Origin of the sequence: Streptomyces cadmiisoli (assembly GCF_003261055.1) — a bacterium.
Taxonomy (GTDB): domain Bacteria; phylum Actinomycetota; class Actinomycetes; order Streptomycetales; family Streptomycetaceae; genus Streptomyces; species Streptomyces cadmiisoli.
On sequence record NZ_CP030073.1, the window covers coordinates 3,169,509 to 3,189,925 of the forward strand.

The window sequence follows — 20,417 nt, forward strand, 5'->3', positions numbered from 1 at the left end:
CATGATCGAGGCAGTCGGCCTGACCAAGCGCTACGGCGACAAGACCGCCGTGCACAATCTTTCCTTCCAGGTGCGGCCCGGAGCCGTCACCGGCTTCCTCGGGCCCAACGGCTCGGGCAAGTCGACGACGATGCGGATGATCCTCGGGCTGGACAACCCCACCTCGGGGCAGGTGACCATCGGCGGCTACCCCTACCGCAGACTGCCGAACGCGCCCCGCCAGGTCGGCGCCCTGCTGGACGCCAAGGCGGTGCACGGCGGCCGCTCGGCCCGCAACCACCTGCTGTCGCTGGCCCAGCTGTCCGGCATCCCGGCCCGGCGGGTGGACGAGGTGCTCGGCGTGGTGGGCCTCCAGGAGGTGGCCAGGCGCCGCTCCAAGGGCTTCTCCCTCGGCATGGGCCAGCGGCTCGGCATCGCGGCCGCGCTGCTCGGCGACCCCCAGGTGCTGCTGTTCGACGAGCCGGTCAACGGCCTCGACCCCGAGGGCATCCTCTGGGTGCGGAACCTGATGAAGTCGCTGGCCGCGGAGGGCCGCACCGTCTTCGTCTCGTCCCACCTGATGAGCGAGATGGCGCTGACCGCCGACCACCTGATCGTCATCGGTCGCGGACAGCTGCTCGCCGACGGGAGCGTGCAGGACTTCATCGCGCAGAACTCGGCCGGTTTCGCGCGCGTGCGTACCCCCGACACCGAGCCCCAGCTGCGCGAGAAGCTGACGGTCGCGCTCACCGAGGCGGGCGCGCACGTACTGCCCGAGCAGGACGGCGCGCTGCGGGTGACCGGGCTGCCGCTGCCCCGCATCAGCGACATCGCGCACGACACGGACGTACGCCTGTGGGAGCTGTCGCCGCACCAGGCCTCGCTGGAGGAGGCGTACATGCGGATGACGCAGGGCGCCGTCGACTACCGCTCCACCACCGACCAGCGGGCCGGACTGATGCAGCCGCTGCCGCCGGGCGCGCAGCCGCCGATGCCGGTGCCCGGGCAGGGCCAGCCGGGCTGGTACGCCCCGCCGTCGCCGCAGCAGGGCGGTCAGCCGTTCGCGATGCCCCAGGGCGTGCCGGGCGCGGTCCCGCCGGGGCCGTACGGCGCCCCCTCGGCGCCCGGCACGCCCGGCGCGGGACAACCGAACCCCTACGCGCATCCGGCGCCGCAGGCAGCCGCTCAGGGCGCCGCTCCGGTCCAGGGCCTCGTGCCGCCCGCGCCCGCCGCCCCCGCGCGGCCCGCCTCCGCCCCCATCGACCCGACCAAGCCCGAGGACGTCCGATGAGCACGCCCCAGCCCCCGATGCCGCAGGCCGCCCCCGAGTGGCAGGCGGCGTCCGGCCCGTCGTACGCGGGCCCCGCCTACACCTCGCCGATCCCCGTGGTGCGCACGCACCTGGGGCACGCCGTCGCCTCGGAGTGGACGAAGATCAGGTCGGTGCGCTCCACGATGTGGACGCTGGGCGTGTTCGTCCTGCTCGTGGTCGGCATCGGGCTGCTGGCCGGCGCGCTGGTCGCGAACGACCCGGGCGAGGGCGGGATCGGCGACGAGAACCCGCTGTCCCTGGGCTTCTTCGGACTGCTCCTCGGCAGCATGTGCGTGATCACGCTGGGCGTGCTGACCACGGCCTCGGAGTACGGCACCGGGATGATCCGGACCACGATGACCGCCTGCCCGACCCGGGGACGGGTGCTGGCGGCGAAGTCCCTGGTGTTCTTCGCGGTCGCCTTCGTGGTCACCCTGCTGTCGACCGCGCTGGTCGCCCTCGCCCAGATGGGCATGCTGGAAGGCGTCCGGGAGCCCACCGGCGAGGAGTGGCTCAAGGGCACGGTCGGCGTCTCGCTCTACATCGCGCTGCTCGGACTGCTCTCGCTGGTCATCGGCTCGATCGTCCGGCACTCGGCGGGCGCCATCACCATCATGATCGCCGCTGTCCTCGCGCCGCTGGTCATCGCGATGTTCATGTTCTCGCAGTCGCTGGAGGACCTGCGCGAGGCGCTGTTCGAGTACTCGATCCCGAACCAGTTGAGCGTCTTCTACTCCACCTCGCTGACCGAGTCCGGCCCGTCCGGCTGGGACCCGCTGTGGATCATGCTCGGTGTCACCGCCGCCGCGTTCGCCGGCGCCTACGCCCTGCTGGAGAAGCGGGACGTCTGAACCCCGGGACGGGTCCGGCGCGTCCGGCCCGTCCTAGAACCTCGGCGCGTTACGGGACCGCTGCACCCGCGTGGTGCGGCGGTCCCGTGCGTTCCAGCACGCCTTGTGCCAGTGCCGGCGGTCGTCCACACCCGCGTGCTCGGGCCAGACCACGACATGCGGCACGCCCGCGGCGATCAACTGGTCGCACCCGGGGCATCGGTACGTCTTGCCCTCGGAGCTCGCCCCGGCCACATGGCGCACGCTCCAGTTCTCCCCCTGCCAGTCCTCCGTCGACTCCCAGCCTCCGTAGCGGCCCGGGCGGTCGTCCTCGGCGCTCCGGCCGGACGCGGCGGCACCCTTCGGGCCCTTGGGTCGGTTGTGACGCGGGGACACGGAACACCTCTCGGAGCTGTACTGGAAGTGGGTCGCGTCCAGCCTACGCGCGCCGCGCACGGGTACGCGGAAGCAGGCGATCCCCACAAGTCCCCCTCGCGGACCATCCATTCTGCTGACAATCCGCAAATCCCTTCGCCAAGCCGTGTCCTCGGCACGTGTCAGACGGTTATGCCGTGTGGGGGAGCTCCGTGTCGGAGCCAAGGAAGCAGGAAAAGCGATGCGCGTTGGAAGTTTCGTGTTGGCGGCCCAGTTCCCGGGTCAGGGCCAGGGGGAGGCGCTGCACCGCGCGGTCCGCTCGGCTGAAGTGGCCGAGGAGGCCGGGCTGGACTCGGTCTGGCTGGCCGAGCACCACTTCGTGCCGTACGGGACATGCCCTTCGGCGATCACCCTGGCCGCCCTGCTGCTCGGCCGCACCCGCCGCATCCGTGTGGGTACGGCGGTCAGCGTACTGCCCACGACCCACCCGGTGGCGCTCGGCGAGCAGGCCGCGCTGCTGCACGTGACGAGCGGCGGGCGCTTCTCGCTGGGCGTGGGGCGCGGCGGACCGTGGGTCGACCTGGAGGTCTTCGGGACCGGTCTCGAGGCGTACGAGAAGGAGTATCCGGAATCACTCGATCTGCTGGCGCGCTGGCTGCGCGAGCCCGCGGTCGCGGGTCCCGGCGGCCGGTTCTCCTTCCGCGAGGTCCCCGTGGTGCCGAGGCCGTCGGAGTCCCTGTCGGAGACCGAGGGCCCCGAACTGCTCGTCGCGTGCACGTCCCCGGCGAGTGTGCGCATGGCCGCCGAGCGCGGACTGCCGATGCTGCTGGGCATGCACGTGGGCGACGAGGAAAAGGCCGAGATGGTGTCCCTGTGGCGGCAGCACGCGCGTGCCGCCGGGCGTCCTCCCGAGGAGATCGCCGACCCCGGCCATGTGTCGGCCGGTGTCTGCCAGATCGCCGACCGGCGCACCGAGGCGGCGGAGACACTGCTGAAGTCGATGCCCGGCTGGCTCAAGCAGGGCCTGGACGCGCACATCACGGTGGACGGCCGGGAACGGCGGATGCGCGACCCCCTCGCGTACACCGAACTGCTCTGCGGCCTGCACCCGGTGGGCACTCCCCGGCTGTGCGCCGACCGGCTCGCCGCGACCGGCGAGCGCACCGGAGTCTCCCGGTTCGCCCTGCTCGTCGAGGGCTCCGGAGACCTGGCGGCGACGGAGGAGAACGTGCGGCGGCTCGGTGCGGAGGTACTGCCGCAGCTGTCCTGATCCCGTCAGCCGCGGCGGAGGCTTGCCGCTCCGGTACAGATCGCACCTCCCGCGTACGGAGCGGCAAGCAAGCGGTTCGCCGCCTCAGCAGTCCCGCAGCTCCGGGGACTGGTTCAGCAGCTGGCCGCGGATCGAGGTGAAGCGGGCCAGCCTCTCGTCGGACGAGGCGTCCAGCGGGAACACCGCGACCCGGTGGCAGTTCTGGAAGGCCAGCCGCACACCGAAGTGCCGCTGAAGCGCGCCGCGTATGGCGTCACTCGCCAGCGCACGCAGCAGCTGACCGCGTGCCTGCTCGTCCGGCGGGGGCGTCTGGTTGTCGGCGAACTCTCCGCCGTCCACCTTCAGCTGGGCCACCAGGGAGCTGATCATCTCCCATGCGTAGGGCAGGGAGGTCCGGACGCAGTCGACGAAGGCAGCTTCGTCGACCTCGCCTCGCTCGGCCTGTTCGAGTAGGGCCGGTGAGACGTCGAGCGACATGGGTTCTCCTCTCGCACCCCCAACCAGCAGGGGTTGCCGGACAGATGAGGGAGCACGCGGTACCGAACACGCTGCGTACACGCACCGCGACCTCCCGTTTAATACGTTAGGCAACAGACGGTTACGGCACCAGAAGAATGCGGATACAGGCAACTCCCAGCAGGCACACAATCGGCCACCACCGAACACGGGTGTTCCAGAAAAACAGGACGGGCCGCCGGGCCCGCCGGCCCGGGCGGCGCCGGGAGCCGGGTGGGCGAATCGCGTGGACTGCTCCCCGTCGAGTAGCGTTGCCGACCATGCGTCTCGTCATCGCCCGGTGCTCCGTCGACTACGCGGGTCGACTCACCGCCCACCTCCCCACCGCTCCCCGTCTGATCCTGGTGAAGGCGGACGGCAGCGTCTCGATCCATGCGGACGACCGGGCCTACAAGCCCCTGAACTGGATGTCGCCGCCCTGCACGCTGAAGGAGGGAACGGGCGACGAGGAAGGCGTCTGGACCGTCGTCAACAAGGCGGGCGAGAAGCTCATCATCACCATGGAGGAGGTCCTCCACGACTCCTCGCACGAACTGGGCGTGGACCCCGGCCTGATCAAGGACGGCGTGGAAGCGCACCTCCAGGAACTGCTCGCCGACCGGATCGAGACCCTCGGCGAGGGCTACACCCTGATCCGCCGCGAGTACATGACCGCGATCGGCCCGGTCGACATCCTCTGCCGGGACGCCGAGGGCCGCACCGTCGCCGTGGAGATCAAGCGGCGCGGCGAGATCGACGGCGTGGAACAACTCACCCGGTACCTGGAACTGTTGAACCGCGATCCCCACCTCGCGCCGGTACGGGGCATTTTCGCGGCGCAGGAGATCAAGCCGCAGGCCCGCGTCCTGGCGACGGACCGCGGCATCGGCTGCCAGGTGCTCGACTACGACGCGATGCGCGGCATCGAGGACGACAAGCTGCGGCTGTTCTGATCCCGGCGGGAGCACACCGGGAACACACGAGGGCCGGGTCCGCACGACGGACCCGGCCCTCGTGTGCGCACGGTCTCAGATGACCGGTTGCGACGTGCTCGGCGAGCCCGCCTCGCTGGTCTCCGGGGCACCGGCGGACGACGTGGTCTCCACCGGGCCGCTGGCCGAGTCGGTGGTGGACGGGGCGGTGTCCGTGGGCTCCGGCGGCTCCGACGTCTCGGTCGGCGGCTCCGAGGTCTCCGTGGGCGGATCGGAGGTCTCCGAGGGCGGATCCGTCGGGTCCGTGGGCGGCTTCGGTGACGTCGGCGGCTTCGACGGGGACTTGGTCGGCGAGCTCGTCGGGGAGTCGTCGCCGGGGTCCCGCGTACCGCTCGGGTCGTCGGACGGCTCGTCCGCCCCCGAGCCCGTCGCGGTCGGGGTGGGATCGTCCGACGTGCCGAGCGTGCCGTCGGGGCCCGGGTCGGTCGGCCGGCTCGTCGCCTCGCCCGTGTCGCCGTCCTGGTTCGCCGGGTCGGCGCCCAGTCCGTCCTTGCCGGCGCCCTGGCTCGCGGACGGGTTGACGCCGACCTGCTGGGACGGGCTGTCGGCGTCGTTGCTGGAGGTGGCGCCGAGCGTCACCACCGTGCCGAGCACCGCCACGAGCAGCGCGCCCGCCCCGGTGGCGACGAGGTTGCGCTTGGCCAGGCCGCGCAGGCCGCCCCGGTCCCGGTGCGGCGCCGCCCCGGGCGTGGAGCGGTGGGTGACCAGGGTCGAGGTGTCGGAGGGCCGCTGGAGCGGCGGGAACTGCGCCGAGGCGGCGGGGACACCACCGGGCGGCGACGCCGACTCCTCGTGGCGGGCGTGGGACATCTCCTCGCCTGCGGCGGACCCGAGGGCGGGCGTGGCACCGAGCACGGGCGCCGACGCGCTGTCCGGCGTGGTGCCGGAGCGGTCGGCGACCAGGGCCAGGGCCCGGCGGCCGGCGACCGTGCCGCGCTTGTCGGCGACGGCTCCGCGCAGCCCGATGGACGCCTCCAGCTCGGCGCGCGCCCGGTCCGGCCGGTCCTCGCACAGCGCGAGGACGCCGAGCTCGTGGTGGAAGTAGGCCTGTTCGGTCACGTCGCCGGAGAGCCGGGCGGCCTCCGCGCCGAAGCGCAGCGCGCGCTCCCAGGCGCTCCAGTGCAGTCCCGCCGCGAACGCGGGCGCCGCGGTGCGGGCCAGCTGCACGGTGGCGCTCTCCTCGCCCTCGGCGGGCGGGGTGGTCGCCGGGACGAGGACACCGAGCGCGGTGAGCAGGGCGTCCGCCTCGGCGCACACCCGCTCGGGGGTGACCGAGGGGTGACCGGCCCACCAGGCGTAGTGCCGGGCGGCCGTCAGGACCTGCTCCTCGGTGTCGTCGGCGTATCCGGCGGCCTCCAGCTGGGTCTGCACCCCGGCGGCCAGCCGGTAGCGGGAGCCGACCGGTGAGACCAGCGCGCAGCTGAGCAACTCGCCCAGCGCGGCGTCCGCATGGGTGTCGCCGACCAGGGCGGGCAGGTGCGCCTGGTGCGGCACCTCGCCGCCGAGCGCCACCGCGAACCGCAGCGCGGCGCGGGCCGAGGCGCTCAGCCGGGAGGCGAGCAGCGCGGCCGGCGCGGCTCCCTCGGCGAGCGAGGGCAGCGGCACCTCCTCGGCCTCGGACGCGCCGGGCAGGGCGTCCAGGGCGGAGTCGGCCGGGAGTTCCTGGAAGACGCCGAACTCGTCGAAGGCGTCGACGCCGGCCCGCAACCGGTCGCGCTGCCGCAGCAGGGCGCCGGCCTGTACGAAGCGCAGCGGCAGGCCCTCGGACTCGAACCAGAGGTCGCCCGCCCAGTTGGACTCCTCCTCGGTCAGGGAACGGCCGACGGCCTGTTCGAGGAGGTCGAGGCCGCCCGCGCGGTCGAGGCCGTCGAGGAAGACCTCCTCCATCGACGCGTCGGCGGACGGCGCCGGCACGTCGGGGGTGGCGCTGATCAGGAACGCGCATTCCGGGGTGGCGGTCAGCAGTTCGTCGAGCGCCGCGCCGCCGAACTCGATGTCGTCCAGGACGACGACGGCACCGATCTGCCCGACCAGTTCGAGAAGTTCGTCCGGTTCGGGGCGGTACAGCGGTGCGCTGTGGACGGCGTAGAAGAGGTCGTGCAGCAGGTCGTTCACGCCGCGGTGGAAGCCGGACAGCCGGACCACGCCGTCGGGGGCGAGGTCCTCGCAGTCCTCGGCGACCATGCCCAGCAGGCGGGTGCGGCCGGAGCCTCCCGGGCCGGTCAGGCGCACCGAGCGGCCGCGGGCGAGCAGCCGTACCAGGCGTTCGCGCTCGTCCTGGCGGCCGAGGAGCGGCAGGTCGGGCCGGCTCGGGCCGGGCAGGACGGGCGGCGCCGCGGCGCGCTCGACCTCGGCACGCTGCGCCGAGGTCAGCTTCTGCGGACGGCCGGGCCGCTCGCCGGGCGGGCACAGCTCGATCTCGCTGCCGTCGACGGGGTTGACGGTGAGCAGGAAGTCACCGGCGACCAGTTGGGCCGTGCGGGCGAGCGCGGGCGCGTGCTGGCCGAAGTCGGTCGTGAGGGAATCTCTGGGCGGCCGCTGGCGCGGCGGGTCGCCTCCCCCGGTCTCGAATTCGCTCGAGCGGGAGGTACCGCCGTCGTCGTAGCCGTTCTCCTCGGCTCCCCGGGTGTTCGGGTCCATCGGTTCAAGCCCCCCAAAAGCGTCGGGTGCGTCGAGCCCCTCCCGGCCTTGCCGCACACCGCGCTGTCGCTTCTGGTCCGGACCCGCTCGAGGGTTGATCAGAGGCGGGCGACCGAACCCTAAACCTTCGCTCAGTATCTACGACAGCCCGGGGTACCGCCCCGTCCGAGACGTCACAGTCTCGTGAGGATTGGGTGCGTCGGGCGTTTCGCCGTACCGTGCCCGATCTCCTCAGTCCGCCTGATCACAGCGGTGTCGGGGGTCACACCCGGGGCAGCGACTCCAGCCCGATGCCGCCCTCGACCGCCAGGATCCGGTGCAGCCGGGTGGCCACCAACAGGCGCTGCATCTGCGGCGGTACGCCGCGCAGCACCAGGCGCCGGCCGCAGCGGCCGGCCCGCCGGTGGGCACCCATGATGACCCCGAGTCCGGTGGCGTCCCACGAGTCCAGTTCGGACAGGTCGAGGATGAGGTCGCCGACTCCGTCGTCGACGGCCGAGTGCAGTACCGCACGGGCGTCCGCAGCGCTGCGGACGTCGAGGCGGCCCCCGACGACCACCTCGGCGTGGTCGCCCCTGATGTGCATATGCGCTCCCCGTGCGTGCGTCGTATTGCTCCGCGATGCGTGCGATGCCGAAAGTGATGCCCGTGATGCAACCTCTGACTGTGTTGGACGGTCAGAGGTTGCCGTCTGTAAGCGAACCGATACCGAATTCACCCCGAGGTGTGATGCCCCCCGGAGCATGTGCGGCTTCAGTGCTTGTAGAAGCCCTGCCCGCTCTTGCGCCCGATGTCACCGGCGTCAACCATCCGGCGCATCAGCTCCGGCGGGGCGAACTTCTCGTCCTGGGTCTCGGTGTAGATGTTGCCGGTGGCGTGCAGCAGGATGTCGACGCCGGTGAGGTCCGCCGTGGCGAGCGGGCCCATGGCGTGTCCGAAGCCGAGCTTGCAGGCGAGGTCGATGTCCTCGGCGCTCGCGACGCCCGACTCGTAGAGCTTGGCCGCCTCGACGACGAGCGCCGAGATGAGCCGGGTGGTCACGAAGCCGGCCACGTCGCGGTTGACGACGATGCAGGTCTTGCCGACGGACTCGGCGAACTCCCGTGCGGTGGCGAGGGTCTCGTCGCTGGTCTTGTGACCCCGGACCAGCTCGCACAGCTGCATCATCGGCACCGGCGAGAAGAAGTGGGTGCCGACGACGCGCTCCGGGCGCTCGGTCACCGCCGCGATCTTGGTGATCGGGATGGCGGAGGTGTTGGAGGCGAGCACGGCCTCGGGCTTCGTGATCTTGTCGATGGTGCGGAAGATCTCGTGCTTGACGTCCAGCTTCTCGAAGACAGCCTCGACGACGATGTCCGCGTCGGCGACGGCGTCCAGGTCGGTGGTCGAGGTGATGCGGGCCAGGGCGGCGTCGGCGTCGTGCGCCTCCAGCCTGCCCTTGGCGACGAACCTGTCGTACGAGGACTTGATGCCGTCGGTGCCACGCCGGAGCGCCTCGTCGGTGACGTCGCGCAGGACGACGTCCCAGCCCGCCTGCGCGGAGACCTGGGCGATGCCGGAACCCATGAGACCGGCCCCGATGACGGCGAGCTTCCGTGCCACTGACGTCTCCCCTTGTGATGCTTACCCGCTGTTTACGTATGTTCTCTCGGGCGGACCCTAGCGTTCGTGAGGGGCTGTGTGAGCGGTAAGTAATGCGCGTCACGTCTCAGATGACGGACATCACACCGGCACGGGTCATTCGACGCCTCGTGCGGCGCAGTTGGGCCTCTTCCACCCCGACGGCTTCGCCGTACCGCCCTGGAGCGGCCGTGTCCCGCGCGGCGCGTCCGGTGATCGTCGGCACACGCGCGTCCCGTACGGGCCGGGCGTAACTAGGCTGGACCCATGGTCAATCTGACGCGCATCTACACGAGGACCGGCGACCAGGGCACCACCGCCCTCGGCGACATGAGCCGGGTCGCCAAGACGGACCTGCGGATCTCCGCGTACGCCGACGCCAACGAGGCGAACGCGGTGATCGGCACGGCCATCGCGCTGGGTGGGCTGGACGAGGAGATCGTCGAGGTCCTCACCCGTGTGCAGAACGACTTGTTCGACGTGGGTGCGGACCTGTCGACACCGGTGGTGGACGACCCGAGCTTCCCGCCGCTGCGGGTGGAGCAGTTCTACGTCGACCGGCTGGAGGCGGACTGCGACCGCTTCAACGAGCGGCTGGAGAAGCTCCGCTCGTTCATCCTGCCGGGCGGCACCCCGGGTGCGGCGCTGCTCCATCAGGCCTGCACGGTGGTCCGCCGGGCCGAGCGCTCCACCTGGACGGCGCTGGAGGCGCACGGCGAGACGATGAACCCGCTCACGGCGACCTACCTCAACCGGCTGTCGGACCTTCTGTTCATCCTGGCCCGCACGGCCAACAAGGAGACCGGCGACGTGCTGTGGGTGCCGGGCGGGGAGCGCTAGGCGGCCCTGCTCCCCGGCCGGCGCCGCCCCCGCGCGGCAGTGGGCGCGAGGACGTGTCGCGGATCGCCCCGGCCCCGTCGCTCCCGTGCTCGGTCGGCCAGCGGGCGACGGGACGGGGGCGCGTCCCACGTCAGCGCGGGGTCCGCTCGCGCGGCAGCGGGGTCCCTGGCAGCCCCGCCGGGGCCTTCTTCGGCCAGATCGCGTACGACAGCGTGATCAGTCCGTGGATACCGGCGGCGCGCCAGGCGATGAAGATCCAGCTCTCCAGGGAGCCGGTCCGGCCCGGGTCGTCCACGTACCACATGGCGATCAGCAGCAGCACACTGGCGACCGCGGCGCCGGTCACCGTGCCGAGCCAGATCCGGGCCTCGTGCCGGGCGCGGGCCATGCCGTACCGCGGCGGCTTCGCGGGCGGCGGGGCGCCGCCGAGCCGGTGGGCGGCGTGGCCGTCGAGCCATTTCACGGTGCGGTGGCCGTGCCCCACGGTGTAGCCGATGTAGACGGCGGCCAGTCCGTGCTTCCAGCTGGGGTCGGCGCCGTTCTCGAGGTCGATCGCGGTCGCGACCAGCAGCACGACCTCCAGCAGCGGCTCGGCGAGGAGCAGTCCCAGTCCCGTGCGGCGCATCCGCAGCACGTATCGGAAGAACAGCCCGGCGGCCAGCAGCACCCAGAAGCCGACCTCGCAGACGATGATCAGCGTGACGATCACGGCTCACTCCTCTCGGTCACCCTTCCAGGCTCCCGTCGGGATCCGCCCGAATCGTCGTCGTCGCTGACGAAGTGCGACTGCATCCTTCGATGTACTCGCCGACCGTTCCCGGGCATCAGGCGCGGGCCGCGCCGTCCGTGTTGGATGGTGCCATGGCCCCGCGACTCCCCCACCCGCACCGCTTCGACGGCTACGTCGCGCTGGCCGGACTGCTCGGCGGCGTGCTGCTGTGGGCCATCGGCCTGGGCACCCGGCCCGCCGACGAGCCGCTGGTGCTGTGGCCGGGGCACTGGCCGGTCCTGCTGCCGCTCGCCGTGACGGCCGGCTGCGAGCTGCTGCGCCGGTCCGCCCCGCGCACCGCGCTGCTGACGGCCACGGCCGCGCTGGTCCTGGACACGGTGACCGAGGGCAACCTGGTCACCGTGCTGATGTACACCGACGTGATCTACGCGGCGGTGTTGTACGGCACCCCCGCCTCGGCCCGCCGGATCCCCCGGATCACCGGGCTGCTCGCGGTGGCCGGGACGATCGTGCCGTTCGCGGTGTGGCGGGTGCCGGAGGCGCTGCTGATCGGGGTGGCGGTCGGCATCGTCGCGTTCGCGCCCGCGTCCACCGGGCTGATCGTGCGCAATCACCGCGAGGCCGCCGAGGCCGCCCGGCTGCGCGCCCAGCAGACCGCGCTGCTGGCGGAGATGGACCGCACGCAGGCCGTCGTCGCCGAACGCTCGCGCATGGCGCGGGAGTTGCACGACATGGTCGCCAATCACCTGTCGGCCATCGCCATCCACTCCACGGCCGCGCTCTCCCTGGACGATCCCGGCACCTCCAAGGAGGCCCTCGGCGTCATCCGTGAGAACAGCGTGGAGGGACTGGCGGAGATGCGCCGGCTGATCGGCATCCTGCGGGACGACAGCGGTGACTCCGAGCCCGCCGCCGCCCCCACCCTCGACGGTCTCGGCGCACTCGCCGACACCGCCCGCGCCAACGGCCTGGAGGTCGTCGTCGACGCCGCGCACGGCGACCGGCTGCCGGCGCCGGTGGAGCTCGCGGCGTACCGGATCGTCCAGGAGTCCCTGACCAACGCCCTCAAGCACGCGGGGCCGGGCCGGGTCACGGTGGTGCTGCGGCGGCTCGACGGGTCGCTGTCCATCGTGGTGAGCAGTGCGTACGGCGACCGGGAGCAGCCGAGCGTGCCCGGTTCCGGTGCCGGCCTGATCGGCATGCGGGAGCGGACCGCGCTGCTCGGCGGCACGTTCGAGGCCGGCGCGCGGACCGGTCCGGACGGCGGGCTCTGGGTCGTGCGGGCCACCCTCCCCGTCGTCGAAGGAGAGACCGAATGATCCGCGTGCTCGTCGCCGAGGACCAGTCCGCCGTCCGGGCGGGACTGGTCCTGATCCTGCGCAGCGCGCCCGACATCGAGGTGGTCGGCGAGGCCGCCGACGGTGAGCAGGCGGTGTCACTCGCCCGTGAACTGCGACCGGATCTGGTGCTGATGGACGTTCAGATGCCGCGGCTGGACGGGGTGTCGGCGACACGGCAGGTGGTCGGCGAGCGACTGGCCGACGTCCTGGTGCTGACCACCTTCGACCTGGACGCGTACGTCTTCGGGGCGCTGCGGGCGGGCGCGTCCGGATTCCTGCTGAAGGACACCGACGCCAAGGGCCTGCTGGAGGCGGTGCGGACGGTGGCGGGCGGCGAGGGCCTGATCGCCCCGGCCGTGACCCGCCGGCTCATCGCGGAGTTCGCCGCCGAGCCGGTGCGGGAGCCGAGGGCGGACCCGGCGGTCGTGGAGAGCCTGACCCGGCGGGAACGCGAGGTCCTGTCCTGTCTCGGCGAGGGCCTGTCCAACGCCGAGATCGCGAGCCGCCTCGACATGGCGGAAGCCACCGTGAAGACGCACGTCAGCCGGTTGCTGGGGAAGCTGGAGCTGCGCAGCCGGGTCCAAGCGGCGGTGCTGGCACAGGAGTTGGGGATCTAGAAGGCTGCTGAAAATCTCGGGTTCTGGCCCCGGCTCGGTGGAGTTGGGGCCAGTCTTGTGAGCATGCAGGGGGAATGGGCTGGGGAGTTGGTCGGGCCGGATGTGTGGGAGACCTGCCGGGAGTTGATCCCGGCCGGGAGTGTGTTCGCGTTCCTGGCCGAACATCGCGAGGCGCTGTTCCCGCCGTCGATGTTCGCGGACATGTATCCCTCGTCCAACGGGCGGCCGAGTCTGCCGCCGCAGGTGCTGGCCGCGACGGTGGTGTTGCAGAGCCTGCAGGGGCTGTCGGATTTCGAGACGGTCCAGGAACTGCGGTGTGACCTGCGGTGGAAGGCCGCTTGCGGGCTCGGGCTGTACGACATGGCGTTCGATCCGTCGCTGCTGACGTACTTCCGGCGTCGGCTGCGTCATTCGGCCGATCCGATGCGGATCTTCACCAAGGTCAAAGAGGTCGTGGCCGCGACCGGTGTGCTCAAGGGCAGGCAGCGGCGGGCGCTGGACTCCACCGTGCTCGATGACGCGGTGGCCACCCAGGACACCGTCACCCAGATCATCTCCGCGATCCGCCGGGTGATCCGCGAGGTTCCCGGCGCGGAGGAGGTGGCCGCGGGGCACTGCCGGGCGCACGACTACACCGACCCGGGCAAGCCGAGGATCGCCTGGGACGACGAGTCGGCCCGCGCCGCGCTGGCCGACGCGCTGGTCACCGACGCCCTCAACCTGCTCGGGCGCCTGCCCGAGCAGAACCTGGGCGAGAAGGCGGCGAACGCGGTCGGCCTGCTGGCCCTGGTCGCCGGCCAGGACGTGGAACCCGCCGAGGACTCCGACGGGCGCGATGGCCGCTGGCGTATCGCGAAGCGCACGGTGGCGGACCGGGCGGTGTCCACCGTCGACCCCGACACACGGCACATCCACAAGAACCGCACCCGTCACCAGGACGGCTTTAAAGGGCATGCGTCTTTCGAGCCGGAGACCGGCCTGTTCACGGCCGTCGCCCTGACCAGCGGCTACGGTCCCGACAATCACGAGGCCGCCGTCGCCTGCGAACTTCTGGAGGGGGAGGACGGCGAGTTAACCGTGCTCGGCGACTCTGCCTACGGCACCGGGGACCTGCGCGCACAACTGCAGGCCGACGGCCACACCCTGGTGATCAAGCCGCCACCGCTGCGGCAGGCCGTCCCCGGTGGCTACACCATCGATGATTTCCGTATCGACCAGGCCGCCGGCACCGCAACCTGCCCGGCCGGACACACCGCCAACCTCGGCCAGATCAAGGCAGGCAGCGCCCGCACCGCCCAGTTCAAGCGCGCATGCACCGGCTGTCCCCTGCGAGAGCGCTGCACCACCTCCAAGACCGGACGCACCCTCAACGTCCACCCCCACTACGAGCTGCTGGCCGCCGCCCGGTCACAGGCCGCCACCGACGTCGGCTGGCAGGACGAATACCGCCGATGGCGGCCACCTGTCGAACGCGCCATCGCCTGGCTCGTCGCCAAGGGCAACCGCCGGGTTCCCTACCGAGGCGTCATCGCCAACAACATCTGGCTCCACCACCGCGCCGCCGCTCTCAACCTCCGCCGACTGATCACCCTCGGACTCACCCGCACCAACACCACCTGGCACCTCGCCCCTGCCACCGCATAGCGAAAAGGGCCGCCCGGCCTACGGCCGGACAGCCCCACAACAAGATTTTCAGCAGCCTTCTAGGGCAGTTTCGAGAGCAGTGGTCCAGACCTATTGACCCGTGGTCCAGACCTTTCTATTCTCGCGGCACGGTGGGCCTGATGGCTCAGTCATGCCCCCGACAACCCACCCCCCAAGGGGTCTCGACGGTGACACGAGCGTGAGCGCGTCAGGCCCCCGCGGGCCCGGCCCGGTCACGGTCCCGCACCGGCCGAAGCGCCCCTCGGCGAACAACAGAACAGGAGGCGCAGCATGCGCTTCAGACACAGAGCCCTCGCAGGGCTCGCGACCCTGTTGCTCCCCTTTGCCGGTCTCGTCGGCCTCGCCGCCCCCGCCCAGGCGGCCACCTCGGCCACCGCCACCTACAACAAGACCCAGGACTGGGGCACCGGCTTCGAGGGCAAGTGGACCGTCAAGAACACCGGGACCACCACCCTCAGCTCCTGGACCGTCGAGTGGGACTTCCCCTCCGGCACGTCCGTCACCTCCGCGTGGGACGCCGACGTCACGTCCTCCGGCAACCACTGGACCGCCAAGAACAAGTCCTGGAACGGCACCCTCGCCCCCGGCGCCTCCGTCTCCTTCGGCTTCAACGGCGCCGGCTCCGGCGCCCCCTCGAACTGCAAGCTGAACGGCGGCAGCTGCGACGGCGGCACCGTCCCCGGCGACAACCCGCCCTCCGCCCCGGGCACCCCCTCCGCCTCGGACATCACCAACACCTCGGTGAGGCTGTCCTGGAGCGCGGCCACCGACGACAAGGGCATCAAGAACTACGACGTCCTGCGCGGCGGAACCAGGGTCGCGACCGTCACCGGCACCACGTACACGGACACCGGCCTGACCGCCGGCACCGACTACTCGTACACCGTCCAGGCCCGTGACACCGCCGACCAGACCGGCCCGGTCTCCGGCGCCCGCGCGGTCCGCACCACCGGCGGCGGCACCGACCCGGGCCCCGGCCCCGGCGAGAAGATCAACCTCGGCTACTTCACCGAGTGGGGCGTCTACGGCCGCAACTACCACGTGAAGAACCTGGTGACCTCGAACTCCGCCTCGAAGATCACCCACATCAACTACGCGTTCGGCAACGTCAGGAACGGTCAGTGCACCGTCGACGACACCTACGCCGCCTACGACAAGGCCTACACCGCCGACCAGTCCGTCAGCGGCGCCGCGGACACCTGGGACCAGCCCCTGCGCGGCAACTTCAACCAGCTGCGCCAGCTGAAGGCCAAGTACCCGCACATCAAGGTGCTGTACTCGTTCGGCGGCTGGACCTACTCCGGCGGCTTCGGCCAGGCGGCACAGAACCCGGCCGCGTTCGCCAGGTCCTGCAAGGCCGTCGTGGAGGACCCGCGCTGGGCCGACGTCTTCGACGGCATCGACATCGACTGGGAGTACCCGAACGCCTGCGGTCTGACCTGTGACACCTCGGGCCCGGCGGCGTTCAGGAACCTGATGTCCGCGCTGCGCACCGAGTTCGGCTCCAACTACCTCGTCACCGCGGCCATCACCGCCGACGGCTCCTCCGGCGGCAAGATCGACGCGGCCGACTACGGCGGCGCCGCCCAGTACCTCGACTGGTACAACGTGATGACGTACGACTACTTCGGCGCCTTCGACGCGGACGGACCCACCGCTCCGCACTCCCCGCTCACCTCGTACCCCGGCATCCCGGCGGCCGGCTTCAACTCGGCCGACGCGATCGCCAAGCTCAAGGCCAAGGGAGTCCCGTCCGCCAAGCTGCTGCTCGGCATCGGCTTCTACGGCCGCGGCTGGACCGGCGTCACCCAGTCCGCCCCCGGCGGCTCGGCCACCGGCGCCGCCCCCGGCACCTACGAGGCCGGCATCGAGGACTACAAGGTCCTGAAGAACTCCTGCCCGGCCAACGGCACCGTCGCCGGTACGGCGTACGCGCACTGCGGCAGCAACTGGTGGTCCTACGACACCCCGTCGACCATCGCCGGAAAGATGAGCTGGGCCAAGAACCAGGGCCTGGGCGGCGCGTTCTTCTGGGAGTTCAGCGGCGACACCGGCAACGGCGAGCTGGTGACCGCCATCCGCAACGGCCTGTCGTAAGCACGTTCAAGGACTGACGGGCGGCACACGGCACTGACGCTCCCCCGGACATCGTCCGCGGGAGCGTCACCCCGACGGGTGGATGTGGCTACGCCACATTCACCCGTTGTCCTGGCGGGGCCGCTTCGAGCCACGCGAGGAAACCGGTCAGCGCGTCCTCGCTCATCGCGAGCTCCAGCCGCGTGCCCCGGTGCAGACAGGCCAGGATCACCGAGTCGGAGAGCAGCGCCATCTCCTCCTCGCCCTCCGGGAGCCGGCGGCCGGCCACCTCGATGGCCGAGCGCTCCAGCACGCGGCGCGGCCGAGGGGCGTAGGAGAAGACGCGGAACCACTCGACCCGGTCCCCGTTGTAGCGGGCCACACCGTACGCCCAGCCCTTGCCGCCCGTGTCGGGGTTCTCCGCGACGTCCCAGCGCAGCGAGCAGTCGAAGGTGCCGCCCGAGCGCTGGATCAGCCTGCGCCGCAGACCGAAGACGAACAGACCGACCACCACGAGGGCAACGACGATTCCGCACACAGTCAGAGCGAGGACCATCGACACCGACCTCCTCGTCTCCTAGGTAACGGAACGGAAAAAACACCCACATCTGGCTCAGCCGCGACCGGATCCGGATTGCTCCGGTTCCAGCCGCGGCTGAGTGACATCATCACCGGACGCTCCCCCAGTGCCGCACCGGCCTGGGAGGCGCCCCCATCGTCAGCGCGCCGTCGCAGCGCGCAGTCGGACCTCCGCGCGACGCCCGGCGGACGCGTCGTCCGCCGACTGCGCGCGTTCGAGCGCCCGCTCCGCACGCTGGACATCGATCTCGTCCGACAGCTCGGCGATCTCGGCCAGCAGCGACAGCTTGTTGTCCGCGAACGAGATGAAACCGCCGTGCACCGCGGCGACGACCGTCCCACCATCACGCGTACGGATGGTCACCGGGCCCGACTCCAGCACACCGAGCAACGGCTGGTGACCGGGCATGACGCCGATGTCGCCGGACGTGGTGCGCGCGACGACCAGGGTGGCCTCGCCGGACCAGACCTGGCGGTCGGCGGCGACCAGCGCGACGTGCAGCTCAGCAGCCAAGGTTGGCTCCTCGGATCACCACCCGGCGGTAGTGCCGGGTGTGGGTCAATTCTAGTAGGCGTGGTGAGAGGGGCGGACCGCACCCCGCGGAGCAAGCCCGCGGGACGCTGCTCCACCCCTCTCAGCCGAGAGCGGGTCCTGGGACGAGCCGGTCGGGCCCGTCCCAGGTTCCGGCTCAGGAGACGCCCAGCTCCTTCGCGTTCTTCTTCAGGTCCTCGATACCACCGCACATGAAGAACGCCTGCTCCGGGAAGTGGTCGTACTCGCCGTCGCAGATCGCGTTGAACGCGGCGATCGACTCCTCCAGCGGCACGTCCGAACCGTCGACGCCGGTGAACTGCTTGGCGACGTGGGTGTTCTGGGACAGGAAGCGCTCCACGCGACGGGCACGGTGGACAACGAGCTTGTCCTCCTCGCCCAGCTCGTCGATACCGAGGATCGCGATGATGTCCTGGAGGTCCTTGTACTTCTGCAGGATCGTCTTGACGCGCATGGCGGCGTCGTAGTGGTCCTGCGCGATGTAGCGCGGGTCCAGGATGCGGGACGTGGAGTCCAGCGGGTCCACGGCCGGGTAGATGCCCTTCTCGGAGATCGGACGGGACAGAACCGTCGTCGCGTCGAGGTGGGCGAACGTGGTGGCCGGGGCCGGGTCGGTCAGGTCGTCCGCGGGGACGTAGATCGCCTGCATCGAGGTGATCGAGTGACCACGGGTCGAGGTGATGCGCTCCTGGAGGAGACCCATCTCGTCGGCCAGGTTCGGCTGGTAGCCCACCGCGGAGGGCATACGGCCGAGCAGGGTCGACACCTCGGAACCGGCCTGGGTGAAGCGGAAGATGTTGTCGATGAAGAACAGCACGTCCTGCTTCTGCACATCGCGGAAGTACTCCGCCATGGTCAGACCGGCGAGGGCCACGCGCAGACGGGTGCCCGGGGGCTCGTCCATCTGGCCGAAGACCAGCGCGGTCTTGTCGATGACGCCGGACTCCGACATCTCCTCGATGAGGTCGTTGCCCTCACGAGTGCGCTCACCGACACCGGCGAACACCGACACACCGTCGTGGTTGTTGGCGACGCGGTAGATCATCTCCTGGATGAGCACCGTCTTGCCGACGCCGGCACCACCGAACAGACCGATCTTTCCACCCTTGACGTACGGGGTGAGAAGGTCGATGACCTTGACGCCGGTCTCGAACATCTCGGTCTTCGACTCGAGCTCGTCGAAGTTCGGGGCCTTGCGGTGGATCGGCCAGCGCTCGCCGTCGTACGACTCGTCGACGTTGAGCACCTCACCGAGGGTGTTGAACACCTTGCCCTTGGTGAAGTCGCCGACCGGCACGGAGATGGAGCTGCCCGTGTCGGTCACCGGGGCCTGGCGGACCAGACCGTCGGTGGGCTGCATGGAGATGGTGCGGACCAGGCCGTCACCCAGGTGCTGGGCGACCTCCAGGGTCAGCGTCTTCTTCTCGCCCTGGTTCGCCGGGTCGGCGACCTCGACGTGCAGCGCGTTGTAGATGTCCGGCATCGCGTCGACGGGGAACTCCACGTCGACGACCGGGCCGATGACCCGGGCGACGCGGCCCGTAGCCGTCGCGGTCTCAACAGTGGTGGTCATTAGCGGTCACTCCCCGCGGTCGCGTCGGCGAGAGCGCTCGCGCCACCGACGATCTCGCTGATTTCCTGGGTGATTTCGGCCTGGCGGGCCGCGTTGGCAAGACGGGAGAGCGTCTCGATGAGCTCACCCGCGTTGTCGGTCGCCGACTTCATCGCGCGCCGCGTGGCGGCGTGCTTCGAAGCGGCCGACTGGAGCAGCGCGTTGTAGATACGGCTCTCCACGTAGCGCGGCAGCAGGGCGTCGAGGACGTCCTCCGCCGAGGGCTCGAAGTCGAACAGCGGAAGGATCTCGCCCTTGGGGGCTGCTTCCTTCGCGACCTCTTCGAGGCTGAGCGGCAGCAGCCGGTCGCCGAGCGCCGACTGCGTCATCATCGACACGAACTCGGTGAAGACGATGTGGAGTTCGTCCACGCCGCCGTCGGCCGTGTCCTTCTCGATGGCCTCGATCAGCGGGGCCGCGACCTTCTTGGCGTCCGCGTACGTCGGCTCGTCGGTGAAGCCCGTCCACGACTCCGCGATCTTGCGCTCACGGAAGTGGTAGTGGGCCACACCACGGCGGCCGACGATGTAGGCGTCGACCTCCTTGCCCTCACGCTCGAGGCGCGCGGTCAGCTGCTCCGCCGCCTTGATGGCGTTGGAGTTGAACGCGCCGGCCAGCCCGCGGTCGCTCGTCAGGAGCAGCACCGCGGACCGCGTGACCGTCTCGGCCTGCGTGGTCAGCGCGTGCTTCGTGTTCGAGCCCGTACCGACCGCGGTCACCGCGCGGGTCAGTTCCTGCGCGTACGGCGTGGAGGCCGCCACCTTGCGCTGCGCCTTGACGACGCGCGAGGCGGCGATCATCTCCATCGCCTTCGTGATCTTCTTGGTCGCGGTGACGGTTTTGATGCGACGCTTGTAGACCCGGAGCTGGGCTCCCATGAGTCAGGTCCCTT

19 protein-coding genes are annotated in these 20,417 nt (G+C 71.0%); 9 read left to right on the forward strand and 10 right to left on the reverse strand.

The annotated features are described in order from the left end of the window. The first annotated feature begins 1 nt into the window (after position 1). Both DN051_RS13260 and DN051_RS13265 read left to right on the forward strand, forming a co-directional pair. A complete protein-coding gene (locus DN051_RS13260) occupies positions 2-1,270 on the forward strand; it encodes an ABC transporter ATP-binding protein (RefSeq protein WP_053761930.1) in 1,269 nt (422 codons plus the stop codon). Further along, on the forward strand, positions 1,267-2,142 hold the full coding sequence (locus DN051_RS13265) for an ABC-2 transporter permease (protein ID WP_112438754.1): 876 nt from the start codon (positions 1,267-1,269) through the stop codon (positions 2,140-2,142). Before DN051_RS13260 ends, DN051_RS13265 begins: the two co-directional genes overlap by 4 nt. A 33-nt stretch (positions 2,143-2,175) precedes the next feature. Here DN051_RS13265 and DN051_RS13270 read toward each other — a convergent pair whose 3' ends face one another. Next, positions 2,176-2,517, reverse strand: a complete 342-nt coding sequence (locus DN051_RS13270; RefSeq protein WP_053761964.1) for a hypothetical protein — start codon at positions 2,515-2,517, stop codon at positions 2,176-2,178. A gap of 220 nt (positions 2,518-2,737) precedes the next feature. On the opposite strand from DN051_RS13270, the gene DN051_RS13275 reads away from it, so the two are divergent. Further along, positions 2,738-3,766 carry an LLM class flavin-dependent oxidoreductase gene (locus DN051_RS13275; protein ID WP_053761932.1) on the forward strand — a complete coding sequence of 343 codons (1,029 nt, stop codon included), beginning with the start codon at positions 2,738-2,740 and terminating at the stop codon, positions 3,764-3,766. An 84-nt stretch (positions 3,767-3,850) separates the two neighbouring features. On the opposite strand, the gene DN051_RS13280 is transcribed toward DN051_RS13275, so the two are convergent. After that, positions 3,851-4,243 carry an SCO5389 family protein gene (locus tag DN051_RS13280; RefSeq protein ID WP_053761933.1) on the reverse strand — a complete coding sequence of 131 codons (393 nt, stop codon included), beginning with the start codon at positions 4,241-4,243 and terminating at the stop codon, positions 3,851-3,853. A gap of 299 nt (positions 4,244-4,542) precedes the next feature. Between DN051_RS13280 and nucS the strand changes: the two genes are divergently transcribed. Then, on the forward strand, positions 4,543-5,214 hold the full coding sequence (nucS, locus tag DN051_RS13285; protein WP_053761934.1) for an endonuclease NucS: 672 nt from the start codon (positions 4,543-4,545) through the stop codon (positions 5,212-5,214). A 75-nt stretch (positions 5,215-5,289) separates the two neighbouring features. Here the strand turns inward: nucS and DN051_RS13290 are convergent, their stop codons facing one another. The 3 genes from DN051_RS13290 to DN051_RS13300 all read right to left on the reverse strand — a co-directional run bounded on the left by DN051_RS13290 (position 5,290) and on the right by DN051_RS13300 (position 9,495). Next, positions 5,290-7,893, reverse strand: coding sequence for an ATP-binding protein (locus tag DN051_RS13290; RefSeq protein ID WP_112438755.1), 2,604 nt, complete (start codon positions 7,891-7,893; stop codon positions 5,290-5,292). A gap of 262 nt (positions 7,894-8,155) precedes the next feature. Then, positions 8,156-8,479, reverse strand: a complete 324-nt coding sequence (locus tag DN051_RS13295; RefSeq protein ID WP_053761936.1) for an STAS domain-containing protein — start codon at positions 8,477-8,479, stop codon at positions 8,156-8,158. A gap of 167 nt (positions 8,480-8,646) precedes the next feature. After that, entirely contained in the window at positions 8,647-9,495 is an 849-nt protein-coding gene (locus DN051_RS13300) for a 3-hydroxyacyl-CoA dehydrogenase family protein (protein ID WP_112438756.1), read from the reverse strand. 285 nt (positions 9,496-9,780) lie between these two features. Here DN051_RS13300 and DN051_RS13305 point away from each other — a divergent pair, with 285 nt between their 5' ends. Then, on the forward strand, positions 9,781-10,353 hold the full coding sequence (locus DN051_RS13305; protein WP_053761938.1) for a cob(I)yrinic acid a,c-diamide adenosyltransferase: 573 nt from the start codon (positions 9,781-9,783) through the stop codon (positions 10,351-10,353). A 130-nt stretch (positions 10,354-10,483) separates the two neighbouring features. On the opposite strand, the gene DN051_RS13310 is transcribed toward DN051_RS13305, so the two are convergent. Then, on the reverse strand, positions 10,484-11,062 hold the full coding sequence (locus DN051_RS13310) for a hypothetical protein (protein ID WP_053761939.1): 579 nt from the start codon (positions 11,060-11,062) through the stop codon (positions 10,484-10,486). Positions 11,063-11,214: 152 nt separating this feature from the next. Between DN051_RS13310 and DN051_RS13315 the strand changes: the two genes are divergently transcribed. The 4 genes from DN051_RS13315 to DN051_RS13330 all read left to right on the forward strand — a co-directional run bounded on the left by DN051_RS13315 (position 11,215) and on the right by DN051_RS13330 (position 16,802). Continuing rightward, positions 11,215-12,402: a sensor histidine kinase gene (locus DN051_RS13315; protein ID WP_112438757.1), complete on the forward strand. Its 1,188-nt coding sequence runs from the start codon at positions 11,215-11,217 to the stop codon at positions 12,400-12,402. Then, positions 12,399-13,040 (forward strand): response regulator, encoded by a 642-nt coding sequence (locus DN051_RS13320; RefSeq protein ID WP_053761941.1) that lies wholly within the window; start codon positions 12,399-12,401, stop codon positions 13,038-13,040. The genes DN051_RS13315 and DN051_RS13320 overlap by 4 nt, the downstream gene beginning before the upstream one ends. A 63-nt stretch (positions 13,041-13,103) precedes the next feature. After that, positions 13,104-14,684: an IS1182 family transposase gene (locus DN051_RS13325; RefSeq protein ID WP_112437672.1), complete on the forward strand. Its 1,581-nt coding sequence runs from the start codon at positions 13,104-13,106 to the stop codon at positions 14,682-14,684. A gap of 291 nt (positions 14,685-14,975) precedes the next feature. Continuing rightward, positions 14,976-16,802 (forward strand): glycoside hydrolase family 18 chitinase, encoded by a 1,827-nt coding sequence (locus tag DN051_RS13330; protein ID WP_112438758.1) that lies wholly within the window; start codon positions 14,976-14,978, stop codon positions 16,800-16,802. Positions 16,803-16,890: 88 nt separating this feature from the next. Here DN051_RS13330 and DN051_RS13335 read toward each other — a convergent pair whose 3' ends face one another. From DN051_RS13335 to DN051_RS13350, 4 genes are all read right to left on the reverse strand, one after another. Next, entirely contained in the window at positions 16,891-17,337 is a 447-nt protein-coding gene (locus DN051_RS13335; protein WP_053761943.1) for a DUF2550 domain-containing protein, read from the reverse strand. Positions 17,338-17,499: 162 nt separating this feature from the next. After that, positions 17,500-17,874, reverse strand: a complete 375-nt coding sequence (locus DN051_RS13340) for a F0F1 ATP synthase subunit epsilon (protein ID WP_053761944.1) — start codon at positions 17,872-17,874, stop codon at positions 17,500-17,502. Positions 17,875-18,049: 175 nt separating this feature from the next. Further along, positions 18,050-19,486: a F0F1 ATP synthase subunit beta gene (gene atpD, locus DN051_RS13345; protein ID WP_112438759.1), complete on the reverse strand. Its 1,437-nt coding sequence runs from the start codon at positions 19,484-19,486 to the stop codon at positions 18,050-18,052. Then, positions 19,486-20,403, reverse strand: coding sequence for a F0F1 ATP synthase subunit gamma (locus DN051_RS13350; protein ID WP_053761946.1), 918 nt, complete (start codon positions 20,401-20,403; stop codon positions 19,486-19,488). Before DN051_RS13350 ends, atpD begins: the two co-directional genes overlap by 1 nt. Positions 20,404-20,417: the final 14 nt, after the last annotated feature.